This window comes from Bacillus sp. A01H (assembly GCF_045277205.1).
Taxonomy (GTDB): Bacteria; Bacillota; Bacilli; order Bacillales; family Bacillaceae_G; genus Bacillus_A; species Bacillus_A paranthracis.
In genome coordinates this window covers 4,108,666-4,130,633 of record NZ_CP117702.1, presented here as the reverse complement: position 1 = coordinate 4,130,633, position 21,968 = coordinate 4,108,666, and the positions used below count along the sequence as shown (strand labels likewise).

Annotated in this window: 24 protein-coding genes and 1 riboswitch; of the genes, 19 read left to right on the top strand and 5 right to left on the bottom strand. The window is 35.9% G+C overall.

What is annotated here, in order from left to right; all coding sequences use genetic code 11:
- The first annotated feature begins 25 nt into the window (after window positions 1–25).
- The 13 genes from bfmBAA to PSR14_RS21740 all read left to right on the top strand — a co-directional run bounded on the left by bfmBAA (window position 26) and on the right by PSR14_RS21740 (window position 11,210).
- Window positions 26–1,027, top strand: a complete 1,002-nt coding sequence (gene bfmBAA, locus PSR14_RS21800) for a 3-methyl-2-oxobutanoate dehydrogenase subunit alpha (protein WP_000852555.1) — start codon at window positions 26–28, stop codon at window positions 1,025–1,027.
- A 13-nt stretch (window positions 1,028–1,040) separates the two neighbouring features.
- Window positions 1,041–2,024, top strand: a complete 984-nt coding sequence (bfmBAB, locus tag PSR14_RS21795; RefSeq protein WP_000290076.1) for a 3-methyl-2-oxobutanoate dehydrogenase subunit beta — start codon at window positions 1,041–1,043, stop codon at window positions 2,022–2,024.
- Window positions 2,025–2,039: 15 nt separating this feature from the next.
- Window positions 2,040–3,359, top strand: a complete 1,320-nt coding sequence (locus PSR14_RS21790) for a dihydrolipoamide acetyltransferase family protein (protein ID WP_000257652.1) — start codon at window positions 2,040–2,042, stop codon at window positions 3,357–3,359.
- 340 nt (window positions 3,360–3,699) lie between these two features.
- Window positions 3,700–4,878 (top strand): FtsW/RodA/SpoVE family cell cycle protein, encoded by a 1,179-nt coding sequence (locus PSR14_RS21785; RefSeq protein WP_000831200.1) that lies wholly within the window; start codon window positions 3,700–3,702, stop codon window positions 4,876–4,878.
- Between the two features lie 105 nt (window positions 4,879–4,983).
- Complete coding sequence (locus PSR14_RS21780) at window positions 4,984–5,688, top strand: DUF421 domain-containing protein (RefSeq protein ID WP_000550968.1); 705 nt, start codon at window positions 4,984–4,986, stop codon at window positions 5,686–5,688.
- A gap of 69 nt (window positions 5,689–5,757) precedes the next feature.
- Window positions 5,758–6,216: an NUDIX hydrolase gene (locus PSR14_RS21775; protein WP_000542556.1), complete on the top strand. Its 459-nt coding sequence runs from the start codon at window positions 5,758–5,760 to the stop codon at window positions 6,214–6,216.
- 143 nt (window positions 6,217–6,359) lie between these two features.
- On the top strand, window positions 6,360–6,773 hold the full coding sequence (locus PSR14_RS21770; protein ID WP_001998211.1) for a BrxA/BrxB family bacilliredoxin: 414 nt from the start codon (window positions 6,360–6,362) through the stop codon (window positions 6,771–6,773).
- A gap of 294 nt (window positions 6,774–7,067) precedes the next feature.
- Window positions 7,068–7,847 (top strand): transporter substrate-binding domain-containing protein, encoded by a 780-nt coding sequence (locus PSR14_RS21765; protein WP_000735471.1) that lies wholly within the window; start codon window positions 7,068–7,070, stop codon window positions 7,845–7,847.
- Between the two features lie 36 nt (window positions 7,848–7,883).
- Window positions 7,884–8,543, top strand: coding sequence for an amino acid ABC transporter permease (locus tag PSR14_RS21760; RefSeq protein WP_001046921.1), 660 nt, complete (start codon window positions 7,884–7,886; stop codon window positions 8,541–8,543).
- Complete coding sequence (locus PSR14_RS21755; RefSeq protein WP_000590218.1) at window positions 8,536–9,258, top strand: amino acid ABC transporter ATP-binding protein; 723 nt, start codon at window positions 8,536–8,538, stop codon at window positions 9,256–9,258. Before PSR14_RS21760 ends, PSR14_RS21755 begins: the two co-directional genes overlap by 8 nt.
- 100 nt (window positions 9,259–9,358) lie before the next feature.
- Window positions 9,359–10,327: an aromatic acid exporter family protein gene (locus PSR14_RS21750; RefSeq protein ID WP_098487583.1), complete on the top strand. Its 969-nt coding sequence runs from the start codon at window positions 9,359–9,361 to the stop codon at window positions 10,325–10,327.
- A gap of 16 nt (window positions 10,328–10,343) precedes the next feature.
- Window positions 10,344–10,904 (top strand): L,D-transpeptidase, encoded by a 561-nt coding sequence (locus tag PSR14_RS21745; protein WP_001146558.1) that lies wholly within the window; start codon window positions 10,344–10,346, stop codon window positions 10,902–10,904.
- Between the two features lie 66 nt (window positions 10,905–10,970).
- Entirely contained in the window at window positions 10,971–11,210 is a 240-nt protein-coding gene (locus tag PSR14_RS21740) for a DUF3894 domain-containing protein (RefSeq protein WP_000281163.1), read from the top strand.
- A 72-nt stretch (window positions 11,211–11,282) separates the two neighbouring features.
- Here the strand turns inward: PSR14_RS21740 and prli42 are convergent, their stop codons facing one another.
- Window positions 11,283–11,375 carry a stressosome-associated protein Prli42 gene (gene prli42, locus PSR14_RS21735; RefSeq protein WP_000549038.1) on the bottom strand — a complete coding sequence of 31 codons (93 nt, stop codon included), beginning with the start codon at window positions 11,373–11,375 and terminating at the stop codon, window positions 11,283–11,285.
- 190 nt (window positions 11,376–11,565) lie between these two features.
- Here prli42 and PSR14_RS21730 point away from each other — a divergent pair, with 190 nt between their 5' ends.
- Both PSR14_RS21730 and PSR14_RS21725 read left to right on the top strand, forming a co-directional pair.
- Window positions 11,566–12,111, top strand: a complete 546-nt coding sequence (locus PSR14_RS21730) for a GNAT family N-acetyltransferase (protein WP_033673919.1) — start codon at window positions 11,566–11,568, stop codon at window positions 12,109–12,111.
- A gap of 127 nt (window positions 12,112–12,238) precedes the next feature.
- Window positions 12,239–13,357 carry a tripeptidase T gene (locus tag PSR14_RS21725; protein WP_000609811.1) on the top strand — a complete coding sequence of 373 codons (1,119 nt, stop codon included), beginning with the start codon at window positions 12,239–12,241 and terminating at the stop codon, window positions 13,355–13,357.
- 43 nt (window positions 13,358–13,400) lie between these two features.
- Here the strand turns inward: PSR14_RS21725 and PSR14_RS21720 are convergent, their stop codons facing one another.
- The gene (locus PSR14_RS21720) at window positions 13,401–13,601 is read right to left on the bottom strand and encodes a hypothetical protein (protein WP_000842869.1); all 201 of its coding nucleotides are present in this window, start codon (window positions 13,599–13,601) and stop codon (window positions 13,401–13,403) included.
- Window positions 13,602–13,745: 144 nt separating this feature from the next.
- Between PSR14_RS21720 and PSR14_RS21715 the strand changes: the two genes are divergently transcribed.
- The gene (locus PSR14_RS21715) at window positions 13,746–14,984 is read left to right on the top strand and encodes a DNA polymerase IV (protein WP_001208839.1); all 1,239 of its coding nucleotides are present in this window, start codon (window positions 13,746–13,748) and stop codon (window positions 14,982–14,984) included.
- Window positions 14,985–15,025: 41 nt separating this feature from the next.
- On the opposite strand, the gene PSR14_RS21710 is transcribed toward PSR14_RS21715, so the two are convergent.
- The 3 genes from PSR14_RS21710 to PSR14_RS21700 form a co-directional block, all read right to left on the bottom strand.
- A complete protein-coding gene (locus tag PSR14_RS21710) occupies window positions 15,026–15,727 on the bottom strand; it encodes an MgtC/SapB family protein (protein WP_000262357.1) in 702 nt (233 codons plus the stop codon).
- A gap of 75 nt (window positions 15,728–15,802) precedes the next feature.
- Window positions 15,803–18,508: a magnesium-translocating P-type ATPase gene (gene mgtA / locus PSR14_RS21705; RefSeq protein WP_113732762.1), complete on the bottom strand. Its 2,706-nt coding sequence runs from the start codon at window positions 18,506–18,508 to the stop codon at window positions 15,803–15,805.
- Window positions 18,509–18,840: 332 nt separating this feature from the next.
- Window positions 18,841–19,006, bottom strand: a riboswitch (M-box (ykoK) riboswitch).
- Between the two features lie 183 nt (window positions 19,007–19,189).
- Window positions 19,190–19,441 (bottom strand): DUF3932 family protein, encoded by a 252-nt coding sequence (locus PSR14_RS21700; protein WP_000656493.1) that lies wholly within the window; start codon window positions 19,439–19,441, stop codon window positions 19,190–19,192.
- 189 nt (window positions 19,442–19,630) lie between these two features.
- Between PSR14_RS21700 and rnz the strand changes: the two genes are divergently transcribed.
- From rnz to sdaAB, 3 genes are all read left to right on the top strand, one after another.
- Entirely contained in the window at window positions 19,631–20,554 is a 924-nt protein-coding gene (gene rnz, locus PSR14_RS21695; RefSeq protein WP_000397443.1) for a ribonuclease Z, read from the top strand.
- A gap of 560 nt (window positions 20,555–21,114) precedes the next feature.
- Window positions 21,115–21,252, top strand: coding sequence for a hypothetical protein (locus PSR14_RS21690; RefSeq protein ID WP_154214285.1), 138 nt, complete (start codon window positions 21,115–21,117; stop codon window positions 21,250–21,252).
- A 45-nt stretch (window positions 21,253–21,297) separates the two neighbouring features.
- Window positions 21,298–21,957, top strand: coding sequence for an L-serine ammonia-lyase, iron-sulfur-dependent subunit beta (sdaAB, locus tag PSR14_RS21685; protein WP_000877446.1), 660 nt, complete (start codon window positions 21,298–21,300; stop codon window positions 21,955–21,957).
- Window positions 21,958–21,968: the final 11 nt, after the last annotated feature.

Genomic DNA, 21,968 nt, shown 5'->3' with positions numbered 1-21,968 from the left:
ATGTGGATTTAGGAGGTTATGAAAAATGGCAGAAGTAAAAGAAAAGCGCCATGAAGAGCTTGGCTTAAGTGATGAGCAAGTATTAGAAATGTTCCGTACGATGTTACTTGCACGTAAAATCGACGAACGTATGTGGTTATTAAACCGTGCTGGTAAAATTCCATTCGTAATTTCTTGTCAAGGACAAGAGGCAGCACAAGTTGGAGCAGCATTTGCTCTTGATAGAGAGAAAGATTATGCATTACCATACTACCGTGATATGGGTGTTGTACTAGCGTTTGGTATGACAGCGAAAGAACTGATGCTATCTGGTTTCGCGAAAGCTGGAGATCCAAACTCTGGTGGTCGTCAAATGCCTGGTCACTTCGGTCAAAAGAAAAATCGTATTGTGACAGGTTCATCTCCAGTAACAACGCAAGTACCACATGCAGTTGGTATTGCATTAGCTGGAAAAATGGAAAAGAAAGATTTAGTAACGTTTGTTACATTCGGTGAAGGTTCTTCCAACCAAGGTGATTTCCATGAAGGTGCAAACTTTGCTGGCGTACACAAGTTACCTGTTATTTTTATGTGTGAAAATAATAAATACGCAATCTCTATTCCAGTTGAAAAACAATTAGCATGTAAAAATGTATCAGACCGTGCAATTGGATACGGTATGCCTGGATATACAGTAGACGGAAACGATCCGCTTGCAGTATATAAAGCTGTAAAAGAAGCAGCAGACCGTGGCCGCCGTGGTGAAGGTCCAACTTTAATTGAAACAGTATCATATCGTTTAACAGCACATTCAAGTGACGATGATGATCGCGTTTATCGTGATAAAGAAGAAGTAGAAGAAGCGAAGAAAAATGATTCAATTGTAACATTTGCTGCTTATTTAAAAGAGGTTGGCGTGTTAACTGAGGAATCAGAAAAACAAATGTTAGACGAAATTATGCATATCGTAAACGAAGCAACAGAATATGCAGAAAATGCTCCGTATGCAGCACCTGAAGATGCATTGAAGCACGTATACGCAGAATAGGGGGGAACGTTTCATGGCTGTAATGTCTTATATTGATGCTATTACATTAGCAATGCGCGAGGAAATGGAACGCGATGAGAAAGTATTCGTTTTAGGTGAAGATGTTGGTAAAAAAGGTGGCGTATTTAAAGCGACACACGGATTATATGATCAATTTGGTGAAGATCGTGCGCTAGATACACCACTTGCAGAATCTGCAATCGCTGGGGTTGCAATTGGTGCAGCAATGTATGGAATGCGTCCAATCGCTGAAATGCAGTTTGCGGATTTCATCATGCCAGCAGTAAACCAAATTGTTTCTGAGGCAGCAAAAATTCGTTACCGTTCTAATAATGATTGGACTTGTCCAATCACAGTTCGTGCGCCATTTGGCGGCGGTGTTCACGGTGCATTGTATCATTCGCAATCTGTAGAAGCGATGTTTGCAAACCAACCTGGTTTAAAAATCGTTATCCCTTCTACACCATATGATGCAAAAGGCTTACTAAAAGCTGCAATTCGTGATGAAGATCCAGTATTATTCTTTGAGCATAAACGTGCATATCGCTTAATTAAAGGTGAAGTGCCAGAAGATGATTACGTATTACCAATCGGAAAAGCAGATGTAAAACGTGAAGGTGATGATATTACTGTTATCACATACGGATTATGTGTTCATTTTGCTCTTCAAGCAGCTGAAAAGTTAGCGCAAGATGGCATCTCTGCACATATTCTTGATTTACGTACTGTATATCCATTAGATAAAGAAGCAATCATTGAAGCAGCTTCTAAAACAGGTAAAGTTCTTCTTGTAACAGAAGACAATAAAGAAGGAAGTATTATGAGTGAAGTGGCAGCAATTATCGCTGAAAACTGTCTATTTGATTTAGATGCACCAATTGCGCGTCTTGCAGGTCCAGACGTTCCAGCAATGCCATATGCACCAACAATGGAAAAATTCTTTATGGTAAATCCAGATAAAGTTGAAAAAGCAATGCGTGAACTTGCGGAATTTTAATCGGGGGGACTATACATGGCTGTAGAAAATATTACAATGCCTCAGCTCGGGGAGAGCGTTACAGAAGGTACAATTAGTAAATGGCTCGTTAATGTTGGCGATCACGTAAACAAATATGATCCGCTTGCAGAAGTAATGACTGATAAAGTAAATGCTGAAGTACCATCTTCTTTCACTGGTATTGTGAAAGAGTTGATCGCTGGTGAAGGTGATACGTTAGCTGTAGGTGAAGTAGTTTGTGTGATTCAAGTAGAAGGCGCAGATGAAGTAGCAGCAACAGCTGTTGAGGAAAAAACAAAAGAAGAACCAAAGGCAGAAGTAGCTACGCCTGAAAAAGCACCGAAAGCAAAACAACCAACTGATGGAAAACCTCGTTTTTCACCAGCTGTGTTAAAACTTGCAGGTGAACATAACGTTGATTTAGATCTAGTAGAAGGTACGGGAGCAAACGGCCGTATCACTCGTAAAGATATTTTAAAGCTAGTGGAATCAGGAAATATTCCGCAAGCAGGTGCGGCGAAGAAAGAGGAAGCGGTAGCGGCAGTAGTAGAAGCGCGTCCGGAAGCACCAAAAGCAGCGCCAGTAGCACAAAAAGTAGAAGCTGCGAAACCAGTTTCTGTACCAACAATGCCTGGCGATATCGAAATTCCAGTAACAGGTGTACGCAAAGCAATCGCAGCGAACATGTTACGTAGTAAACACGAAGCGCCACACGCTTGGATGATGATTGAAGTAGATGTGACAAACCTTGTGTCATACCGTAATTCAATTAAAGGTGATTTCAAAAAACGCGAAGGCTTTAACTTAACGTTCTTTGCTTTCTTCGTAAAAGCAGTAGCACAAGCGTTAAAAGAGTATCCTCAAATTAATTCAATGTGGGCTGGCGATAAAATCGTTCAGAAGAAAGATATTAACCTTTCTATCGCTGTTGCGACAGAGGACGAACTATTTGTACCAGTAATTAAACACGCGGACGAGAAGACAATTAAAGGTATCGCTCGTGAAATTACAGAACTTGCAGGAAAAGTACGTACGAAATCGTTAAAAGCGGACGAAATGCAAGGCGGAACATTTACAATTAATAACACAGGATCATTCGGTTCTGTTCAATCTATGGGTATTATTAATTACCCACAAGCGGCTATTTTACAAGTTGAATCAATTGTAAAACGCCCAGTAATTATGGAAAATGGTATGTTCGGTGCTCGCGACATGGTTAACTTATGTTTATCACTTGATCATCGTGTACTAGATGGTTTAATTTGTGGTAAGTTCTTAGGACGTGTAAAAGAAATTTTAGAAAATACGTCAGAAAATAATACATCTGTATATTAAATAAAAAGCTCGCTTATGCGAGCTTTTTATCATCTTATTTCTTCATCTACATCTACTATATGTATAATACCTTTCCCAGTAATCTTACAATGAACCATTATGTATTAGGAATTTATGAAAATACATTGCTGATATATGGTATATGGATATAAAATAAGAAAAGAATAATTTTTTTGGCAAATCTTACTGACGAAACTGTAGTATAATATATTGTATTGTATGAAAAAGAGAGTTATTCTATATAAGTGTTTTATAGATAATGTGTAATCAGTCGTCAAAACATGAAGAATGTTGACTCCTGGTTTTTTATTTTGCTGTAACAATGTTTCAGGAGGATGTCATGAAAAGAAGTACCGAGTTTCTAAAAAGTTTAGATGTAAAATTAATTTTAATTTTGTTAGCATTATGTGTTACAAGTATAGCTGCTATATATAGCAGTCAGCAAACTGGCCAATATGGAGAGGCAAACTTTGCGATGAAACAAGGTTTGAACTACATAATTGGGGTTGTATTGTTATTGCTTGTTGCAAGCATCGACTTAGATCAATTACAAAAATTGTCTTGGCCACTTTATATCGTTGGATTTGCTTCACTTATTCTTTTGAAAATACTACCGGTTTCCAATTTCACACCTGAAAAATTAGGTGCAAAAAGATGGTTTGTATTTCCGTTAGTTGGACAAATTCAGCCATCTGAGTTTTTCAAAATTTCATTGCTTCTCGTAGTAGCAAGTATAGCAGTGAAACATAATGCGCAGTATATGGCAAGGACATTTCAAACGGACTTAAAATTAGTAGGTAAAATTATGCTAGTATCCCTCCCGCCTATGGCTGTTGTATATAGCCAACCGGATACGGGGATGGTGTTCTTATACGCTGCTGCCATTGCATGTATTTTATTTATGTCAGGTATTCAGAAGAAATTGATAGCGTTATGTACAGTTATTCCAGTCACCATACTATCCACGTTAATATTTATTTACGTAAGGTATGAGGATTTCTTCTTTAATAAGTTAGTTACGCTACTAAAACCGCACCAACAATCACGTATTTTAGGTTGGTTAGATCCATTTGAACATACAGATCAAGGTTATCAAACACAGCAATCAATTTTAGCTGTAGGTAGTGGCGGTATGGAAGGGAAAGGGTTTGGCGAAGGGAATGTTTATATCCCTGAGAAGCATACAGACTTTATTTTCGCTACAATCGCCGAAGAAGGTGGATTTATCGTAGCAGCGTTAGTTGTATTCTTGTTCTTATTACTACTATATAGAACAATTATTATCGGTTATTCTGCTGATAATTTATTCGGTACATTATTATGTGCTGGGTCAATTGGGATATTAACGGTTCAAATATTCCAAAATATCGGTATGATTGTTGGATTAATGCCTGTAAAAGGGATTGCATTACCTTTCTTATCGTATGGGGGAAGTTCCTTGTTCTCGAATATGATTATGATGGGTCTCATATTATCGGTACGAAAAACGTATAAAAAGTATATGTTTTCCGTTAAGTAAAAAAAGCTGGTTCGTTTTTAAACGAACCAGCTTTTTTACATATATACTCATAAACGTTGCAAACTAAAACAGACTAGCAGTTTAGGATGTAAGGAGTGCAAAGTGATGCATATGCATATTTTTGAGGGAGCACGGCATCTTTCTAATAGTGAATGGGTTATTCGGGCTATTATAGCATACATATTTTTAATATTAGTTGCGAAAGCGATGGGGCAAAGGTCCATCGCACAACTTCGCTTTTTAGATGTTGTATTGGTGTTATTGCTTGGCGGGAATATTTCTAACGCATTGTCTGATGAAAAAGTAGGATTAATGGGCTCGATGATTACAACGTTTATACTCGTTGTACTTCATATTATAAGTTCAGTTTTAATGTTGAAGTGGGATAGATGGAGACGCTTTTTAGAGCCAGCACCTATCATTCTTATACACAACGGCTCCATTGATTTTAGCAATTTGAAAAAAGCGAGAATTACCGTGGAATATTTATTTTCAGAACTTCGTATGCGAAATGTGAGCGATATTCAAACAATCAAATTAGCATTATGGGAAGCGAACGGTGTCGTTTCTATATTTCGGTATCCAGAATATGAGGCAGTTTCCCGACTTGATCTAAAAGTGGCGGGAAAAAAATCTCCAGTTTCTTTTGTATTAGTAAAGGATGGGAGCATTCAGCAAGATGTTCTTGCATTATTAGGGAAAACAGAAGAATGGGCGAGAGAATTTCTAGAGAAAAACGCAGAAGTTGAATCCATTTTGTTAGCTACAGTAGATGAAACACATAAAATAAATATTTTGTTAAAAAAATGAAAAATATACGCATTTTGTCGTTTCATACATATGATACAATAGTGTGGACAACGAAAAAGGAGGGATACGATGGGATATGTAGAAGAATTACGGAAAATAGTTGGTCATCGCCCTTTAATTTTAGTTGGTGCTGTTGTACTCGTTATAAATGAAAATAGATATGTATTATTACAACAAAGAACAGAGCCTTACGGAAAATGGGGGCTGCCTGGTGGATTAATGGAGCTTAGTGAATCACCAGAAGAAACTGCTTTTCGTGAGGTATACGAAGAAACAGGAATAAAGGTGAAGAACCTACGATTAATCAATGTGTTTTCTGGAGCGAACTATTTTACAAAATTAGCAAACGGTGATGAATTTCAATCTGTAACGACCGCTTATTATACGGACGAATACGATGGAGATTTTGTTATGAACAAAGAAGAAGCGGTTCAGCTTAAATTCTTCCCACTAACAGAACTACCTGACTATATTGTTGGGTCGCATAAAAAAATGATTGCTGAATATATGAAGATTATGGAAAAGTGACAAAAAGGTGTTAGAACAGGGTTCTAACACCTTTTCTATATCCAAATACAAGTAAACTTACTTGTATTTCATAAACATTAACTGGTAAGATACAAATAGGTAGTTTTAGAGGAGGGAAAAGATTGATTAATTTTAACTTTTTTATGAATGATGTTGTCCGCCAAGCGCGTGAAGAGATTGTCTCTGCTGGATATACAGAATTGACGACGCCAGAAGCAGTAGACGAAGCGTTTAAAAGAAATGGAACAACACTTGTAATGGTAAACTCTGTATGTGGTTGTGCAGGCGGTATTGCTCGTCCTGCTGCTGCGCATTCTGTACATTATGATAAACGTCCTAACCACCTTGTAACGGTGTTTGCAGGTCAAGATAAAGAAGCGACAGCAAGAGCTCGTGAATATTTCGAAGGGTATCCACCATCTTCTCCATCATTTGCTTTATTAAAAGATGGAAAAATTGTAACGATGGTAGAGCGTCATGAAATTGAAGGTCATGAACCGATGCAAGTTATTGCAAAACTACAATCGTATTTCGAAGAGAATTGCGAAGAACTATAATCAGTGGAGGTGGTTCATCCCAACTGATTATAAGTCCTTATAAAAATAAATGAAAAGGCGGTACGTCCACACTCAAGTGGATGTACCGCCTTTTTTATTTCGTATTAAAATTTGTGGGATATGCATAGTTCTGTTATTTTATGCAACTTTTTATACATGGATAACTGTGTTTTAACTTGTTTTATATTTATTTTTATTTTATATATTGCATAAAAATAAAAGTGCTGATACAATACAAACATCGAATAAATATTCTATTAAACTTTTAAATATACATTATTAGGGGGAAGAAAGATGAAGAAGTTATTATCAATATCGTTTGCACTTATTTTAATTGTAAGTATGTTCAGTGCTTGTAGTAATGGGGAAGAAAAGGCTACTGGAAAAAATAAAAAAGTACTCGTTATGGGGACTTCAGCAGATTATAAACCATATGAATACGTAGAAGCTTCAAAGAGTGATGAAATTATCGGCTTTGATGTTGATGTTGCTAAATATATCGGAAAAGAACTTGGTTATGAAGTGAAAGTGAAAGATATGGATTTTGGTGGTTTATTAGCATCTCTTAGCTCAGGAAAAGTTGATTTCGTAATGGCAGGTATGACGCCAACTGCAGAGCGTAAAAATAATGTTGATTTCACAGATATTTACTTTGTTGCGAAAAACATGGTCGTTTCTAAAAAAGACTCTAACATTAAATCTATAGAGGATTTAAAAGGGAAAAAAGTAGGGGTACAAACAGGATCTATTCAAGAAGAGAAAGCAGCAGAATTTAAAAAGCAAGTAGATTTCAAAGTTGAGGGACGTGACCGTATACCAGAAATCGTACAAGAAATTAAAGCTGGTCGTTTTGATGCTGCAATTATAGAAGACACAGTTGCTAAAAATTATTTAGAGAAAATGAAAGATTTACAAGGAATTGAAATTAAAGAAGCTCCAGAAGAAGTTGGAGCAGCAATTGCCCTTCCGAAAAACAGTGATAAAACAGCTGAATTTAATAAAGTAATTAAAAAAATGCAAGAAAATGGAGAAATGGATAAATTAGTGAAGAAATGGTTTGGCAGCGAAAAATAAGCTGCCTTTCACTTTTCTGTGAGGGGAATGAAAAGAATGAACTTAGATTTTTCGGCGATTACGCCTTCGATACCATATATATTAAAAGGTCTAGAAGTTACTTTGAAAATTGTAGCAGTATCAGCTTTAGCAGGTTTTCTTTTAGGGACGTTATTAGCACTTTGCAAAATTGCTAGAATACGAGCATTAAATATAGCGGCAGATCTTTATACATCAATTTTCCGTGGTACACCACTTGTATTGCAATTAATGATTATTTATTTCGGTGTCCCGCAAATAATTGGTTATGAAATACCGGCATTCTTAGCAGCTGTACTTGCATTTAGCTTAAATTCAGGTGCATATATGTCAGAAGTAATCCGTGCCGGCATTCAAGCGGTTGATAAAGGACAAACAGAAGCAGCGATGGCTTTAGGAATTCCATACGGAAAAATGATGCGAAATATCATTTTTCCTCAAGCTTTAAAAAATATATTACCGGCACTTGTAAACGAGTTTGCGACACTTACGAAAGAATCGGCTGTAGTAACAGTAATAGGAGCAACGGATTTAATGCGTCGTGCTTATATCGTAGGCGGGGAGACTTTTAAATACCTTGAACCATTACTTTTTGTTGGACTCATTTATTATATGCTAGTCATTATTCTTACATTAGTCGGGAAGGCAATTGAAGGGAGAATGAAGAAAAGTGATTAAAATTGAAAACCTTCATAAATCATTTGGAAAAAACGAAGTATTAAAAGGAATTACAACAACGATTGAAAAAGGGGAAGTAGTAGCAATTATTGGACCGTCTGGATCAGGGAAATCAACATTTTTACGTTGTATGAATGTGTTAGAAGCACCGACAAATGGTCACATTTGGATTGGAACGGAAGAAGTAACGAATCCAAAAACGAATATTATGCACGTTCGTGAAAATGTCGGAATGGTATTTCAGCATTTTCACCTATTTCCTCATATGACTGTATTAGAAAATATTACGTATGCTCCTATCAATGTAAAAGGAGTAACGAAACAAGAAGCTGAAAAGAAAGCCGAAAAACTGTTAGAAAAGGTCGGCTTATTAGATAAAAAAGATACGTATCCAAATCGTCTTTCGGGAGGACAAAAGCAACGTGTAGCAATTGCAAGAGCGTTAGCAATGGAACCAGAAGTAATGTTATTTGATGAACCGACATCAGCACTAGATCCAGAGATGGTAAAAGAAGTGTTAGAAGTTATGAAATCATTAGTTACGACAGGAATGACAATGGCGATTGTTACACATGAAATGGGATTTGCAAAAGAAGTAGCAGATCGTGTTCTCTTTTTAGATGGTGGAAAGCTTGTAGAAGATAGTGCGCCAGCAGAATTTTTTGCAGCACCGAAAAGTGAGCGTGCGCAACAATTTTTACAAAAGATATTGTAATATGTAAAGGTTACGTGAATAATAAGTAGAAAAGGATGACATTGTGTCATCCTTTTTTTATACTAACTGTAAATACGTTTATACATATAGGAGCAATGCTATGTTCAAAATTGGATACCGTACAGTAAAAACAGCAATAGGGACAGGCGCAGCCGTTTTTATTGCACAGTTATTAGGGTTGGAATTTTATAGTTCAGCGGGTATTTTAGTTATATTATGCGTACAAAATACGAAACGTAAATCACTTCAAGTGTCGTTACACCGTTTTTTAGCCTGTGTATTATCAATGGTGTTCGCATTTTGTATTTTTGAAACAATTGGATATACACCACTAGCAATTAGCGTACTATTACTTACATTTATTCCGACTGCAGTCATGTTTAAAATTCAAGAAGGTATTGTTACGAGTTCAGTTATTGTGATGCATCTATATTCATTGAAACAAATTACATGGCTTATTGTTGGGAATGAAATTGCGATATTAACGATAGGGATTAGCGTGGCTCTCTTAGTAAATATGTATATGCCAAGTAGTGAAAATAAGCTAAAAGAGTATCAAGGTAAAATAGAAAAAAATTTTAAAACGATTTTGTTTGAAATGGTTGTATATTTACGAAACCGAGAAAGTAGTTGGAGCGGGGCAGAACTTATTGAAACTGAACAGATGCTAAATGAAGCTAGAGATTTATCGTTTAAGAAACTTGAGAATGCATTTATGCGAGAAGATGACTATTACTATCGCTATTTCAATATGCGTATGCAACAATTCGAAATTTTAGAGCGAATGATTCCGTTAGCAGCTTCTTTATCATGGACATATGAACAAGCGGACATGATTGCGGATGTGGTTGAAAACATTGGAAATGCTATTAGCCCTCAGAGTACCGGGGTTATTTCTTTAAGGCAGCTTCAAGAAATGCGAGAATTATTTAGAGATATGCCATTGCCGGCTACCCGTGAAGAATTTGAGATACGTGCGAAACTTGTTCAACTTGTATACGAAATGGAACAATATTTACTCATTAAAAGTCGCTTTAAAGGAAAGGATAATATAAAAGAACTTATATAGAAGGTAGGAATTATCTATGCCGTATCTTCTCTCTTTCCTATTATGTCTTTCTTTATCGCCTATTTGGCCTCTTGGTGATAATCCGCGTGCCGGTGATCCTTTCATTATTGTAAATAAAGCGACGAATAAACTAGCTTATATTGACGATGGAAAGATTCAAAAGGTTTTTCCAGTCGCGACAGGAAAAACAAATGAATTAACCCCAGAGGGAACTTTTGATATTGTAATGAAAGCAAAGGACCCATATTATATTGCGAAGAATATTCCTGGGGGATCACCGAAAAATCCACTTGGATCTAGGTGGATGGGATTTAATGCAAGAGGAACTGATGGGAGTAAATATGGAATACATGGAACAAACCAACCGAGTTCAATTGGAAAGTATATTTCACAAGGATGTATAAGAATGAAGAAAAATGATGTGGAATATTTATTTGATCGCATTCCAATTGGAACGAAAGTATGGATTGTAAAATCGAAAAAGTCATTTCAGCAATTGGCAAAAGAAAAAGGAGCCATTGCATATGAAAAAGTCAACGAAAAAGTTGGCTTTTTCTATTGTAATAAGTTGTCTTGACATGTGTACATAACCATGCGTTAATGAGAGTATAGAAAGATAAAATGAGATAAAGGGGTTGCTCATATGTACTTGAATCCAAAACTTTCGTATATGCAGTTTTTTATGGGATTTCTATTTATTATTACATTCATATTGGCAACTTTTAATATATGTTCTTATCTTGTAGCGATTGTATGTATGGCATTACTTAATCTTACTTTTGTTATTGGGGCATTTCAGCAGAAACAATATACAAGTTTTGTGATAGCACTTGTAATGTCATTTTTCTTTAGTATTGTAGCGATTGTGCTTTACATAAAATAAACCATCTCGATTTCGAGATGGTTTATTTTATTATGTGTAAAAAGTAAAAAAAGGACGAACAGATCGTCCTTTTTACCAAAACATACTTGCGCCAGCAAGTAATGTTGTTACAAGCATAGAAATTAGCATTACATAAATCATAACTTTTTGAGCTTTTTTATGCATCGTTAAACCTCCTTGCAAATCAGTACAATATCATTGTAACGAGAAATGATATTGTGGACAAGGGGGAGAGAAATGACAAAATTCGAGAAGTGTGTGTAAAGTATAACAGGAAATTTGTATGTACGTAGAGAATATATAAGAATGATAGGGTATAAGTTTTTTGTTATGCAAGCTGAAGAATGGAGATACGATGATGAAAATATATGAAACAAATCGTTTACATTTAAGGGAAATTGATGAGTCGTATGCTGAAAAAGTTCTTCAATATTACGACAGAAATCGTGAATTTTTAAAAGCCTGGGAAGAGTATAGACCGGATGATTTTTTTTCGTTAGATTATCAAAAGAAAAAGTTACAAAAGGATAGAAAAGAGATCGCAGAAGGTAAAATCATCAGACTTTGGATTTTTAAAAAAGGTGATGATACGAAAATAATTGGATGTATTTCATTTAATTTAATTGTTCGTGGAATTTACCAATCTTGTGTACTCGGCTATAAATTAGATAAGGAAGAGTTAAACAAAGGTTATACGACAGAAGCGCTTAGAAAAGCGATTCAAGTTGCTTTTGAGGAATTTCAATTACATCGTATAGAAGCACCGATTATGCCACGAAATTTAGCATCTATACAAGTCGTAACGAAGATAGGTTTTCAGTATGAGGGCGTGTCTAGGAAGATGTTAATGGTTAATGGAGTGTGGGAAGATCATATGCGCTGGGTATTGTTAAATGAGTAATAGAAAGCAGATGGTTATCTAGACATATAAACCGTCTGTTTTTTGTCTTGTATTTCGAAACTTTTGCGAAATTCTGTTATAATTAATAGTGTTACATACATAATGGTAGTGCAGGAGGCGCAGTCTTATGATTAATCAAGAACGTTTAGTAAATGAATTTATGGAGTTAGTACAAGTAGATTCTGAAACGAAATTTGAAGCAGAAATTTGCAAAGTATTAACAAAGAAATTTACAGATTTAGGTGTAGAAGTATTTGAAGATGATACAATGGCTGTTACTGGGCATGGTGCAGGTAACTTAATTTGTACATTACCAGCAACAAAAGATGGTGTTGATACAATTTACTTTACTTCTCATATGGATACAGTAGTTCCTGGTAATGGAATTAAGCCTTCTATTAAAGATGGATATATCGTATCAGATGGTACTACGATTTTAGGGGCGGATGATAAAGCGGGATTAGCATCCATGTTCGAAGCAATCCGTGTTTTAAAAGAAAAAAATATCCCTCATGGTACAATTGAATTTATTATTACAGTTGGAGAAGAATCTGGTCTTGTTGGTGCAAAAGCATTAGATCGTGAGCGCATTACAGCGAAATATGGTTACGCGTTAGATAGCGATGGGAAAGTTGGCGAAATCGTTGTTGCAGCTCCAACACAAGCGAAAGTGAACGCGATTATTCGCGGGAAAACAGCTCATGCTGGTGTAGCACCAGAAAAAGGTGTATCTGCAATTACTATCGCAGCGAAAGCAATTGCGAAAATGCCACTTGGTCGTATTGATTCTGAAACAACTGCAAATATTGGACGTTTTGAAGGTGGTACACAAACGAATATCGTTTGCGATCATGTACAAATCTTTGCAGAAGCGCGTTCTTTAATCAATGAAAAAATGGAAGTACAAGTTGCGAAAATGAAAGAAGCATTTGAAACAACTGCAAAAGAAATGGGCGGCCAAGCAGATGTTGAAGTAAAGGTTATGTATCCAGGATTTAAATTTGCTGATGGCGATCATGTTGTAGAAGTTGCAAAACGCGCAGCTGAAAAAATTGGTCGTACACCTTCTCTTCACCAAAGTGGTGGCGGAAGTGATGCAAACGTAATTGCTGGACACGGAATTCCAACAGTTAACTTAGCAGTTGGTTATGAAGAAATTCATACAACAAACGAAAAGATTCCTGTTGAAGAATTAGCGAAAACAGCAGAATTAGTTGTTGCAATCATAGAGGAAGTAGCGAAATAATATAACAAAAAAGCGTGTAAATCAATTGTGATTTACACGCTTTTTACTTTGATTCGATTGCTTTTACAAGGCGGATAAGCCAATACAAGAAAATCCATGGCAGTATGTAAGTTGTTACTACATGGACTAGACGAGGAAAGAAACCAGCTATGTTTATATCAAATATAGGAAGAAGTAAATAATTGATTGCGACGATTAGTATAATTATGAGAAACGTATAATTGAGTTTATCAGTTGATTTCATAATAATCACCCCTAATTACAAAAATATCCACTTCATTTAAATTATAGCAATAAATATGATGGAAAAGAACAAGTAATAATTATAATTATTGTGCAAAATTTGCTATAATAAAAGAACGAACGTTCTGATTAGGGGGTGAGTACTATGCGAGAAATGTATCCAAAAAAAGGTCGTGTTATTTTACATGTAGATATGAATTGTTTTTTCGCATCTGTTGAAATTGCTCATGACTCATCGTTACAAGGGAAGCCGTTAGCGGTTGCTGGAAATGAAAAAGAAAGAAAAGGAATTATCATAACATGTAGTTATGAGGCGAGAGAATATGGAATACGTACAACGATGCCACTTTGGGAAGCGAAAAGGTTATGTCCGCAATTAATTGTAAGGCGCCCTAATTTTACATTATATCGCGAAGCTTCATTTCAAATGTTTCAAATTCTTTCCCGTTTTACGGAAAAAATACAACCAGTCTCAATAGATGAGGGGTATTTAGATATTACAGACTGTTACGCACTCGGTTCACCTCTTGAAATAGCAAAGATGATTCAGCAGGCGTTATTAACAGAATTGCAGCTTCCGTGTAGCATCGGGATTGCTCCGAACCTTTTCTTAGCAAAAACAGCTTCTGATATGAAAAAGCCTCTCGGTATTACCGTGCTCCGAAAACGAGATATTCCAGAAATGATTTGGCCACTTCCGGTTGGAGCGATGCATGGAATTGGAGAAAAAACAGCTGAGAAATTAAAAGATATTCATATACAAACAATTGAACAGTTAGCAAAAGGAAATGAACATATCATTCGCGCTAAAATTGGAAAGCATGGTGTTGATTTACAAAGAAGGGCAAAAGGTGTGGATGATAGAGAAGTTGATCCGAGTCAAATGGGACAACATAAAAGCGTTGGTAATTCGATGACTTTTTCAAAGGATATGGATGAAGAAAAAGAATTACTTGATATGTTAGAAAGGCTATCAAAATCAGTGAGTAAAAGATTACAAAAGCGAACTCTTGTCAGTTATAATATTCAAATTATGATTAAATATCATGATAGGCGGACAGTAACGAGGAGTAAGCAATTGAAAAATGCCATTTGGGAAGAACGAGATATTTTTCAAGCGGCCTCTCGTTTATGGAAGCAACATTGGGATGGCGATTCCGTTCGTTTATTAGGTGTTACAGCTACTGAAATAGAGTGGAAGACTGAATCGGTGAAGCAATTAGATTTGTTTTCATTTGAAGAAGATGCGAAAGAAGAGCCGCTACTTGCTGTCATTGATCAAATTAATGATAAGTATGGAATGCCGCTTTTACAACGAGGTAGTCAATTATTACGTAAGCAAGAAAAGTCTTTTCAGCAAAAATTAGAAAATAAGTTTATGTAGAAGGTGTCATGAAGCTGTAAATATCATGACACCTTTTATGTTCAACTTGCTTCTAAATCTAATGAAGTTTTCCAACCAGCTGCAGTAACGCCAGATTCTAATAGCATTCTGCTCACTATTTTTTCAATTAAGACTGCTGTATTTGTGTTGCAGTGTAATGTCGCTTGTATACATACTTTTTGATTAGAATCTACGTCTTCACTATACAATTCTTTTAAACCAATGCCTTCAGAACTTACCATATGCATAAGTAAAAAACGAATATGGGCTTCATGTTCTTCTGAACAAGTGAGAGAAAGTAAGTAGTTCGTTTGTTCAGGTGATTCTTCTTTTGATTTCTGATTCATAAAGAGAGCGATTGGGCGAAGTAGTATGTTTGCTAGTAAAACACCAGCTGCACCTAATATAGCTGCAATGAGGAAACCAGCGCCTGTAAGAGTACCAACAGCAGCTGCGCACCATAGGGTAGCCGCAGTATTAAGCCCTCTAATACTAAAACCATCGCGGATAATAACGCCGCCTCCTAAAAAACCAATCCCACTGACGACTTGAGAGGCAATACGTGAAGGGCTAGCATCGTGATCAATCATGACGGATAATAAAACAAATATACAGGCACCAAGTGATACGAGAGCATTTGTCCGTAGCCCAGCCATCCTATGTCTCCATTGTCGTTCCATTCCGATGCAAGCACCTACAATAATTGCAATAAATAATCTTAGTACAATGTCATACCATACCATCATGGTCACCTCCATACATATAAGTCCAAGTTATGTTTTTGAGAATGAGCGGGAAGCACCCGCTCATTCTCATTTTTATAACCAGCTATGAAACTTTTTAATATAAAGATTTTTCAGGAATTGTGTTAAGAAAGCATAGCCTAATAGTATCCCTACTAACCAAGGGAAATAGCTAAGTGGTAATGCTTGTAATCCAACGGCTGCTCCAAGTGGCGAGAATGGAATATAAATTCCGATTATCATAATACAAGCGGTTAATAAAAGAACCGGTACTGATGCGGTACTTTGAATAAATGGAATCTTCTGTGTTCTTATCATGTGAACAATTAAAGTTTGTGTTAGCAATCCAACGACAAACCAACCAGATTGGAATAATGATTGTTCGCTAGCTGTATTTGCACTGAAGACGTTCCACATGACCACATAGGTGATGATATCAAATATGGAACTAATGGGACCGATGCAAATAATGAAGTTCCGTAAATTTGCAGTATCCCATTTTCTTGGTTTTTCTAAAAACTCTTTATCCATTTTGTCCCATGGGATAGACAGTTGTGAAATATCATAAAGTAAGTTTTGAATTAAAAGGTGAATGGCAAGCATCGGCAAGAAAGGAATGAAGGCACTTGCTACTAACACACTAAATACATTTCCGAAGTTAGAGCTTGCTGTCATTTTAATGTATTTCAAAATATTACCGAATGTAGTGCGTCCTTCTAAAATACCTGCTTCTAATATCATTAAACTTTTTTCAAGTAGAATAATATCGGAAGACTCTTTTGCAATATCAGTTGCAGTATCAACACATATGCCAACGTCAGCTTCCCGTAACGCTACGGCGTCGTTAATGCCATCTCCCATATAACCTACAGTGTGTCCGTTTCCTTGTAATACTCGTATAATGCGGGATTTTTGCATTGGATTTAGTTTAGCAAAAACAGTTGTTTCTTCGACTAGCTTTGCTAATGCTTTATCAGGTAAAGCATCGATTTCGTAACCAAGGATAGGCTCGCCAATATTTAATCCAACTTCTTTACATACCTTTTTTGTCACGATTTCGTTATCACCAGTTAAAATTTTTACTTGTACACCATGTTTTTGTAATGCTTGAATGGCAGTAACGGCAGATGGTTTCGGCGGATCTAAAAAGCCAATATATCCAGCGAGAATCATATCATTTTCATCTTGTACGGCGTACTCTTTATTATTTGTTGGTCTATTTTTTTTATAAGCTACAGCAATAACGCGCATACCTTCACTATTCAAAGTTTCACTTAGTTGTTTTACATGTAAGCGCATGTCATCGGTAAGAGAAGCAATTTTGCCATCTATTTCAGTGTAGTTGCAAATAGATAAAATTTCTTCTACAGCCCCTTTACAGACCATTGTATGTTCACCTGAATTGTTTTTTATAATGACGGACATACGCCGACGAGCAAAGTCAAATGGAATTTCATCTAGCTTTTGAAAAACAGATGGATCAAATTTTTGATTTTCTTCTGTATGTTTTATAACGGCTTTATCTATTAAATTTTTCAATCCTGTTTGATAGAAGCTATTTAAATAGGCAAAGTGTAATACACGATTACATGTATTACCATTAGGATTTAAGTGCCGAACAAGTACAACTTTATCTTCTGTTAAAGTTCCTGTTTTATCGGTACAAAGAATGTTCATAGCACCTAAGTTTTGAATAGAATTCAGCTGTTTTACAATTACTTTCTGTTTAGACATGTTAACGGCACCTTTAGCTAAATTAGCAGTCACAATCATTGGTAACATTTCAGGTGTTAGACCAACTGCGATTGCAATAGCGAAGAAGAAAGCTTCTTGCCAATCCCCTTTTGTGAATCCGTTAATGAGAAGAACGATAGGTGCCATAATAAGCATGAATGTAATTAAAAGCCAGCTTACTTTGTTTACACCTTTATCAAAGCTTGTTTCTACGCGCTTACCGATTACTTTATTTGCTAAAGAGCCAAAATACGTATCGGTACTTGTGGAGATGACAACCGCTCTTGCGCTACCACTTACAATATTTGTCCCCATGAAGCAAAGATTTTCCATATCGAGTGGATTGTAATTTTTTTTCGTGCTTTTCGGTAATAGATGTTTATTTTCTGTATGGTAGCAGTTTTCGTATTTTTCTACAGGAAGTGCTTCTCCTGTTAAAGAAGATTGGTTCACAAATAAATCTTTAGCCGATAAAATACGCACATCAGCTGGAACAATGTCTCCGGCTGAAAGTGAAATAATATCGCCAGGTACAAGTTCCTCAATTGGAATTTCCGTTGTATCAGTTTGCTTTAAATTTTTTACATTTTTTGTTTCGTGTACAAATCCATCTATTCTAAAGACACTCGCCGTTGTTCGAACCATAGCCTTTAACTGATCTGCAGCTTTTTGAGAACGAAATTCTTGTAAAAAGCGAATCGTTGCACTTAGCATTACCATTACAGATACGACAATCGTTCCTTGTATGTCATCTGTGAAAAAAGAAAGTGCGCCGAGAGCTAATAAAACAAAAATAAATGGATTTTTAAATGCCAGCAGAAATTGAATGTACCACGGTGATGTTTTATTATGAGCTATTTCATTAAGGCCATATAAAGAAAGTCTACGAGACGCTTCTTCTTTAGAGAGTCCATTTTCTGTTGTTTCTAAAAGTCGTAACGCTTTGTTTGCATCCTGCGTTGCGACTTCCACTAATAATTTGTGATTTGTTTTCATACAATCTTGATCGTATGAATGTTTCGTTTCTTGTTTTTGTAAATTTAACATCGGTAGTTCCTCCTTTTTCATGAAGGAGGAAACAAGCTGTTACTCGACTATTTAAAATTAGGAGGAACAGTTTCTTTCCTACCTACATGATGAAATATTAACGTAAAACATATGGGTATCTGGGCCGAATCATCAATTGCCAACTGTTCCTCACCTCCGTACAATTTAGTAGTTTCTGAATATGCTATGTTTGTTTCATAGTAAGGTGCATATATACGTAAAAAGACCTTTACTCAAAACGAGTAAAGGTCTGAATTTGTAGTTAAAAGAGTCCACGACAAAGACTGTTAGTAAATATAGATTAAAACAGTTTTGTGTATGACAAAATATACGCACCTCTCCCTCGTTGAGTTTTAGCACTGTATAGCATAGGTACTGAAACCAGCTACGTTAAAAAAGGCCTTCATTCCGACCTTTCCTGTTGACCCATTGGCGTCTCTCGACATTTTTGGGCAGCAGCGTTTCTCTATACAGGAGCCTCACCTAACAGAGACCATATTCAATTACACGTTGAATGTTAGCACTGAAATTTTGTAGTGTCAATATATTTTTTTGAAAACTCAAATAGATTCATCTTGGCTATATAGTAGGAAATAAGAGGGGGTTTTTGGAAATAAGTTTGGAAAATAAATACCGTAATAAACATAAAAAAAGCACTGATTACAGTGCTTTTTTTATAGATTATGAGATTGTAGCATTTTCAAAAATAACAATTTCTGAACGATTTGTTGTTGAAACACGTTGTGCATAATATGTTAAAGCTGAAGAAATATATGTTGGTAACGAGTCATTTGTATGTGTTGTTGTATATTCATGGATTAATTCTTTCAAAGTCGTCCATTCTAATTGTGCTGGGTGATCAGACACGAAAGAACTTACCCAGCGATCAAATGAAGATGAAAAATCAGTTTGTAAACGAAATGCTTCTTTCATAATAAAACGCTCCCTTAAAATGTAGTATAATCATTTTAACATAAAACACGAACGATTGCTAAGTTTTTTGAGTATAACGTTCGTGATATATAGTTGTCTAGATGATTGGTTATGTAAATTCGATTTGCCATTTGAAATAACATTCCGTAAGATGAAAGGTAGATTATATAAAGAGCTGGAGGAAAGAAAGTGGAATTTGTATTTTTAGGAACTGGTGCAGGTGTTCCTTCGAAAGGAAGGAACGTTTCAGCAATTGCTTTGCAATTGTTAGAAGAACGAGGACAGACTTGGTTATTTGATTGTGGCGAGGCGACGCAACATCAAATATTACATACATCAGTACGTCCACGCCGCATTGAAAAAATATTTATTACGCATTTACATGGTGATCATATTTTTGGATTGCCTGGTTTATTAGGAAGCCGTTCGTTCCAAGGAGGGACTACACCTTTAACAGTGTATGGACCAAAAGGAATTAAACAATTTATTGAAGTCGCATTATCAGTAAGTACGACACATGTAAAATACCCGCTTGAAATTGTTGAGATAACAGAAGAAGGTACTGTGTTTGAAGATAATGAATTTCATGTGGAAACGAAAAGATTGTCACACGGTATTGAATGTTTTGGGTATCGTATTATAGAGAAAGATATACAAGGCGCCCTTTTAGTCGATAAATTGCTGGAGATGGGCGTGAAACCAGGTCCACTCTTTAAACGTTTAAAAGATGGAGAAGTGGTTGAATTGGAAAATGGTACGATACTAAACGGAAAAGATTTTATCGGCCCACCTCAAAAGGGAAGAATTATTACCATTTTAGGTGATACGAGATATTGTGAAGCGAGTAGAGAGCTAGCACAAGACGCTGACGTACTTGTTCATGAAGCAACTTTTGCAGCAGAAGATGAACAACAAGCTTATGATTATTTTCATTCCACATCTAAGCAAGCTGCGAGTATTGCACTTCAGGCAAATGCAAAACGATTAATATTAACTCATATTAGTTCTCGTTATCAAGGGGATACATATAAGGAATTATTGAAAGAGGCAAGAGAGCTATTTTCTAATACAGAAATAGCTACAGATTTAAAATCATTTCCAGTGGACAGATAATAATGTTGTGAAAAAATGGTGACGAAAGGTTGCCATTTTTTTATTTCTAAAAAAAAATAAAAATAAAACTGTTATCATTTTATGCTTATATAGGATGAAACAGAAGGTTTTAATGATGTAAAGATATAAGATGAAACAACATAGTATCGATTGTTTAGAAAAACTGTTATATAAGTCGGACGACATACAAGTAGTACAAATAGCAAAAATGGATTGTTATTCAGAACTTTTAAAATTCATTAAAAGTAAGCGTTTTATTAAAAACAAGCTATAATGAGGACAGATTATAATTTACTGTAGGCTACATGTGTTTGAGACGTTTATCATAACAAGTGAAGTTGAATAAATTGTGAGAGGGCAACATGGAAATTATAATAGGAAGGACATTACTATTATTTGTATGAAGCCTTTTTCACTTTTTAGCTTTAAGGCATCAAAAGGTATGAAAGCAATGGGCGTTTCACTTGTTTATGCTATGCTTGTAAGGGGTTCTGTGTTAAACTTTGGATTGCTACAAGACTTTACTGTAGATTATCTTATATTATGTGTAAATGAAGGTAATGCTAAGTTTCTTATTTCATATTATAACTGGTATTATTTCAGGATATATCGCTTCACTGTTATTCAAAAACGATCCAATTCGTATAGCGGAACAAATTCGTAGTACAACTGGAAAAGCAACCGATTTGGTAGCTTAATAGAATAGTAAAAAATTTTTTCATAGAGGTTTAGGGGGAGTTATGATGAAGTATCGCTCAGTATTTGATATTATCGGTCCAGTTATGATTGGTCCATCAAGTTCACATACAGCAGGCGCAGCAAGAATGGGGCAAGTTGCTCGCCAGCTGTTTCGTCATGAACCAGAAAGAGTAAGCATTTCATTATATGGATCATTTGCAAAGACGTATCGTGGGCATGGTACAGATGTAGCGCTAATAGGTGGGATATTAGGGTTTGAAACAGATGACTTACGTATTCCAGAGGCGCTAGAGATAGCAAAAGAGCGCGAAATTGAAGTGGAATTTATTGAAGAGGATGCCAATGCACCTCACCCAAATACAGCGAGAATTCGTTTGTATAAAGGTGAAGAAGAAATTGAAGTTGTTGCTTGCTCAATTGGTGGCGGTAAAATTGAAGTTGTAGAATTAAACGGATTCGATCTTCAATTATCAGGCACGAGTCCAGCACTACTTATTGTAAATAACGATCGCTTCGGTGCTATTGCAGCAGTAGCTTCAATCCTTGCGAAACACGAGATTAACATTAGTACAATGAGTGTTTCTCGTAAGGAAAAAGGAAGAAGAGCGCTTATGGTCATCGAAACAGATGAAATATTAGCAGATGAAGTGATTGAAGAAATAAAAGCGCAACAAAATATTTGTCAAGTAACTATTATGGAATAATTGCAGGGGGG

Bases quoted from the DNA above. Each gene is read 5' to 3' on its own strand.
- bfmBAA (WP_000852555.1), top strand. From the start codon at position 26: ATGGCAGAAGTAAAAGAAAAGCGCCATGAAGAGCTTGGCTTAAGTGAT.
- bfmBAB (WP_000290076.1), top strand. From the start codon at position 1,041: ATGGCTGTAATGTCTTATATTGATGCTATTACATTAGCAATGCGCGAG.
- PSR14_RS21790 (WP_000257652.1), top strand. From the start codon at position 2,040: ATGGCTGTAGAAAATATTACAATGCCTCAGCTCGGGGAGAGCGTTACA.
- PSR14_RS21785 (WP_000831200.1), top strand. From the start codon at position 3,700: ATGAAAAGAAGTACCGAGTTTCTAAAAAGTTTAGATGTAAAATTAATT.
- PSR14_RS21780 (WP_000550968.1), top strand. From the start codon at position 4,984: ATGCATATGCATATTTTTGAGGGAGCACGGCATCTTTCTAATAGTGAA.
- PSR14_RS21775 (WP_000542556.1), top strand. From the start codon at position 5,758: ATGGGATATGTAGAAGAATTACGGAAAATAGTTGGTCATCGCCCTTTA.
- PSR14_RS21770 (WP_001998211.1), top strand. From the start codon at position 6,360: ATGAATGATGTTGTCCGCCAAGCGCGTGAAGAGATTGTCTCTGCTGGA.
- PSR14_RS21765 (WP_000735471.1), top strand. From the start codon at position 7,068: ATGAAGAAGTTATTATCAATATCGTTTGCACTTATTTTAATTGTAAGT.
- PSR14_RS21760 (WP_001046921.1), top strand. From the start codon at position 7,884: ATGAACTTAGATTTTTCGGCGATTACGCCTTCGATACCATATATATTA.
- PSR14_RS21750 (WP_098487583.1), top strand. From the start codon at position 9,359: ATGTTCAAAATTGGATACCGTACAGTAAAAACAGCAATAGGGACAGGC.
- PSR14_RS21745 (WP_001146558.1), top strand. From the start codon at position 10,344: ATGCCGTATCTTCTCTCTTTCCTATTATGTCTTTCTTTATCGCCTATT.
- PSR14_RS21740 (WP_000281163.1), top strand. From the start codon at position 10,971: ATGTACTTGAATCCAAAACTTTCGTATATGCAGTTTTTTATGGGATTT.
- prli42 (WP_000549038.1), bottom strand. From the start codon at position 11,375: ATGCATAAAAAAGCTCAAAAAGTTATGATTTATGTAATGCTAATTTCT.
- PSR14_RS21730 (WP_033673919.1), top strand. From the start codon at position 11,566: ATGATGAAAATATATGAAACAAATCGTTTACATTTAAGGGAAATTGAT.
- PSR14_RS21725 (WP_000609811.1), top strand. From the start codon at position 12,239: ATGATTAATCAAGAACGTTTAGTAAATGAATTTATGGAGTTAGTACAA.
- PSR14_RS21720 (WP_000842869.1), bottom strand. From the start codon at position 13,601: ATGAAATCAACTGATAAACTCAATTATACGTTTCTCATAATTATACTA.
- PSR14_RS21715 (WP_001208839.1), top strand. From the start codon at position 13,746: ATGCGAGAAATGTATCCAAAAAAAGGTCGTGTTATTTTACATGTAGAT.
- PSR14_RS21710 (WP_000262357.1), bottom strand. From the start codon at position 15,727: ATGGTATGGTATGACATTGTACTAAGATTATTTATTGCAATTATTGTA.
- mgtA (WP_113732762.1), bottom strand. From the start codon at position 18,508: ATGTTAAATTTACAAAAACAAGAAACGAAACATTCATACGATCAAGAT.
- PSR14_RS21700 (WP_000656493.1), bottom strand. From the start codon at position 19,441: ATGAAAGAAGCATTTCGTTTACAAACTGATTTTTCATCTTCATTTGAT.
- PSR14_RS21690 (WP_154214285.1), top strand. From the start codon at position 21,115: ATGCTAAGTTTCTTATTTCATATTATAACTGGTATTATTTCAGGATAT.
- sdaAB (WP_000877446.1), top strand. From the start codon at position 21,298: ATGAAGTATCGCTCAGTATTTGATATTATCGGTCCAGTTATGATTGGT.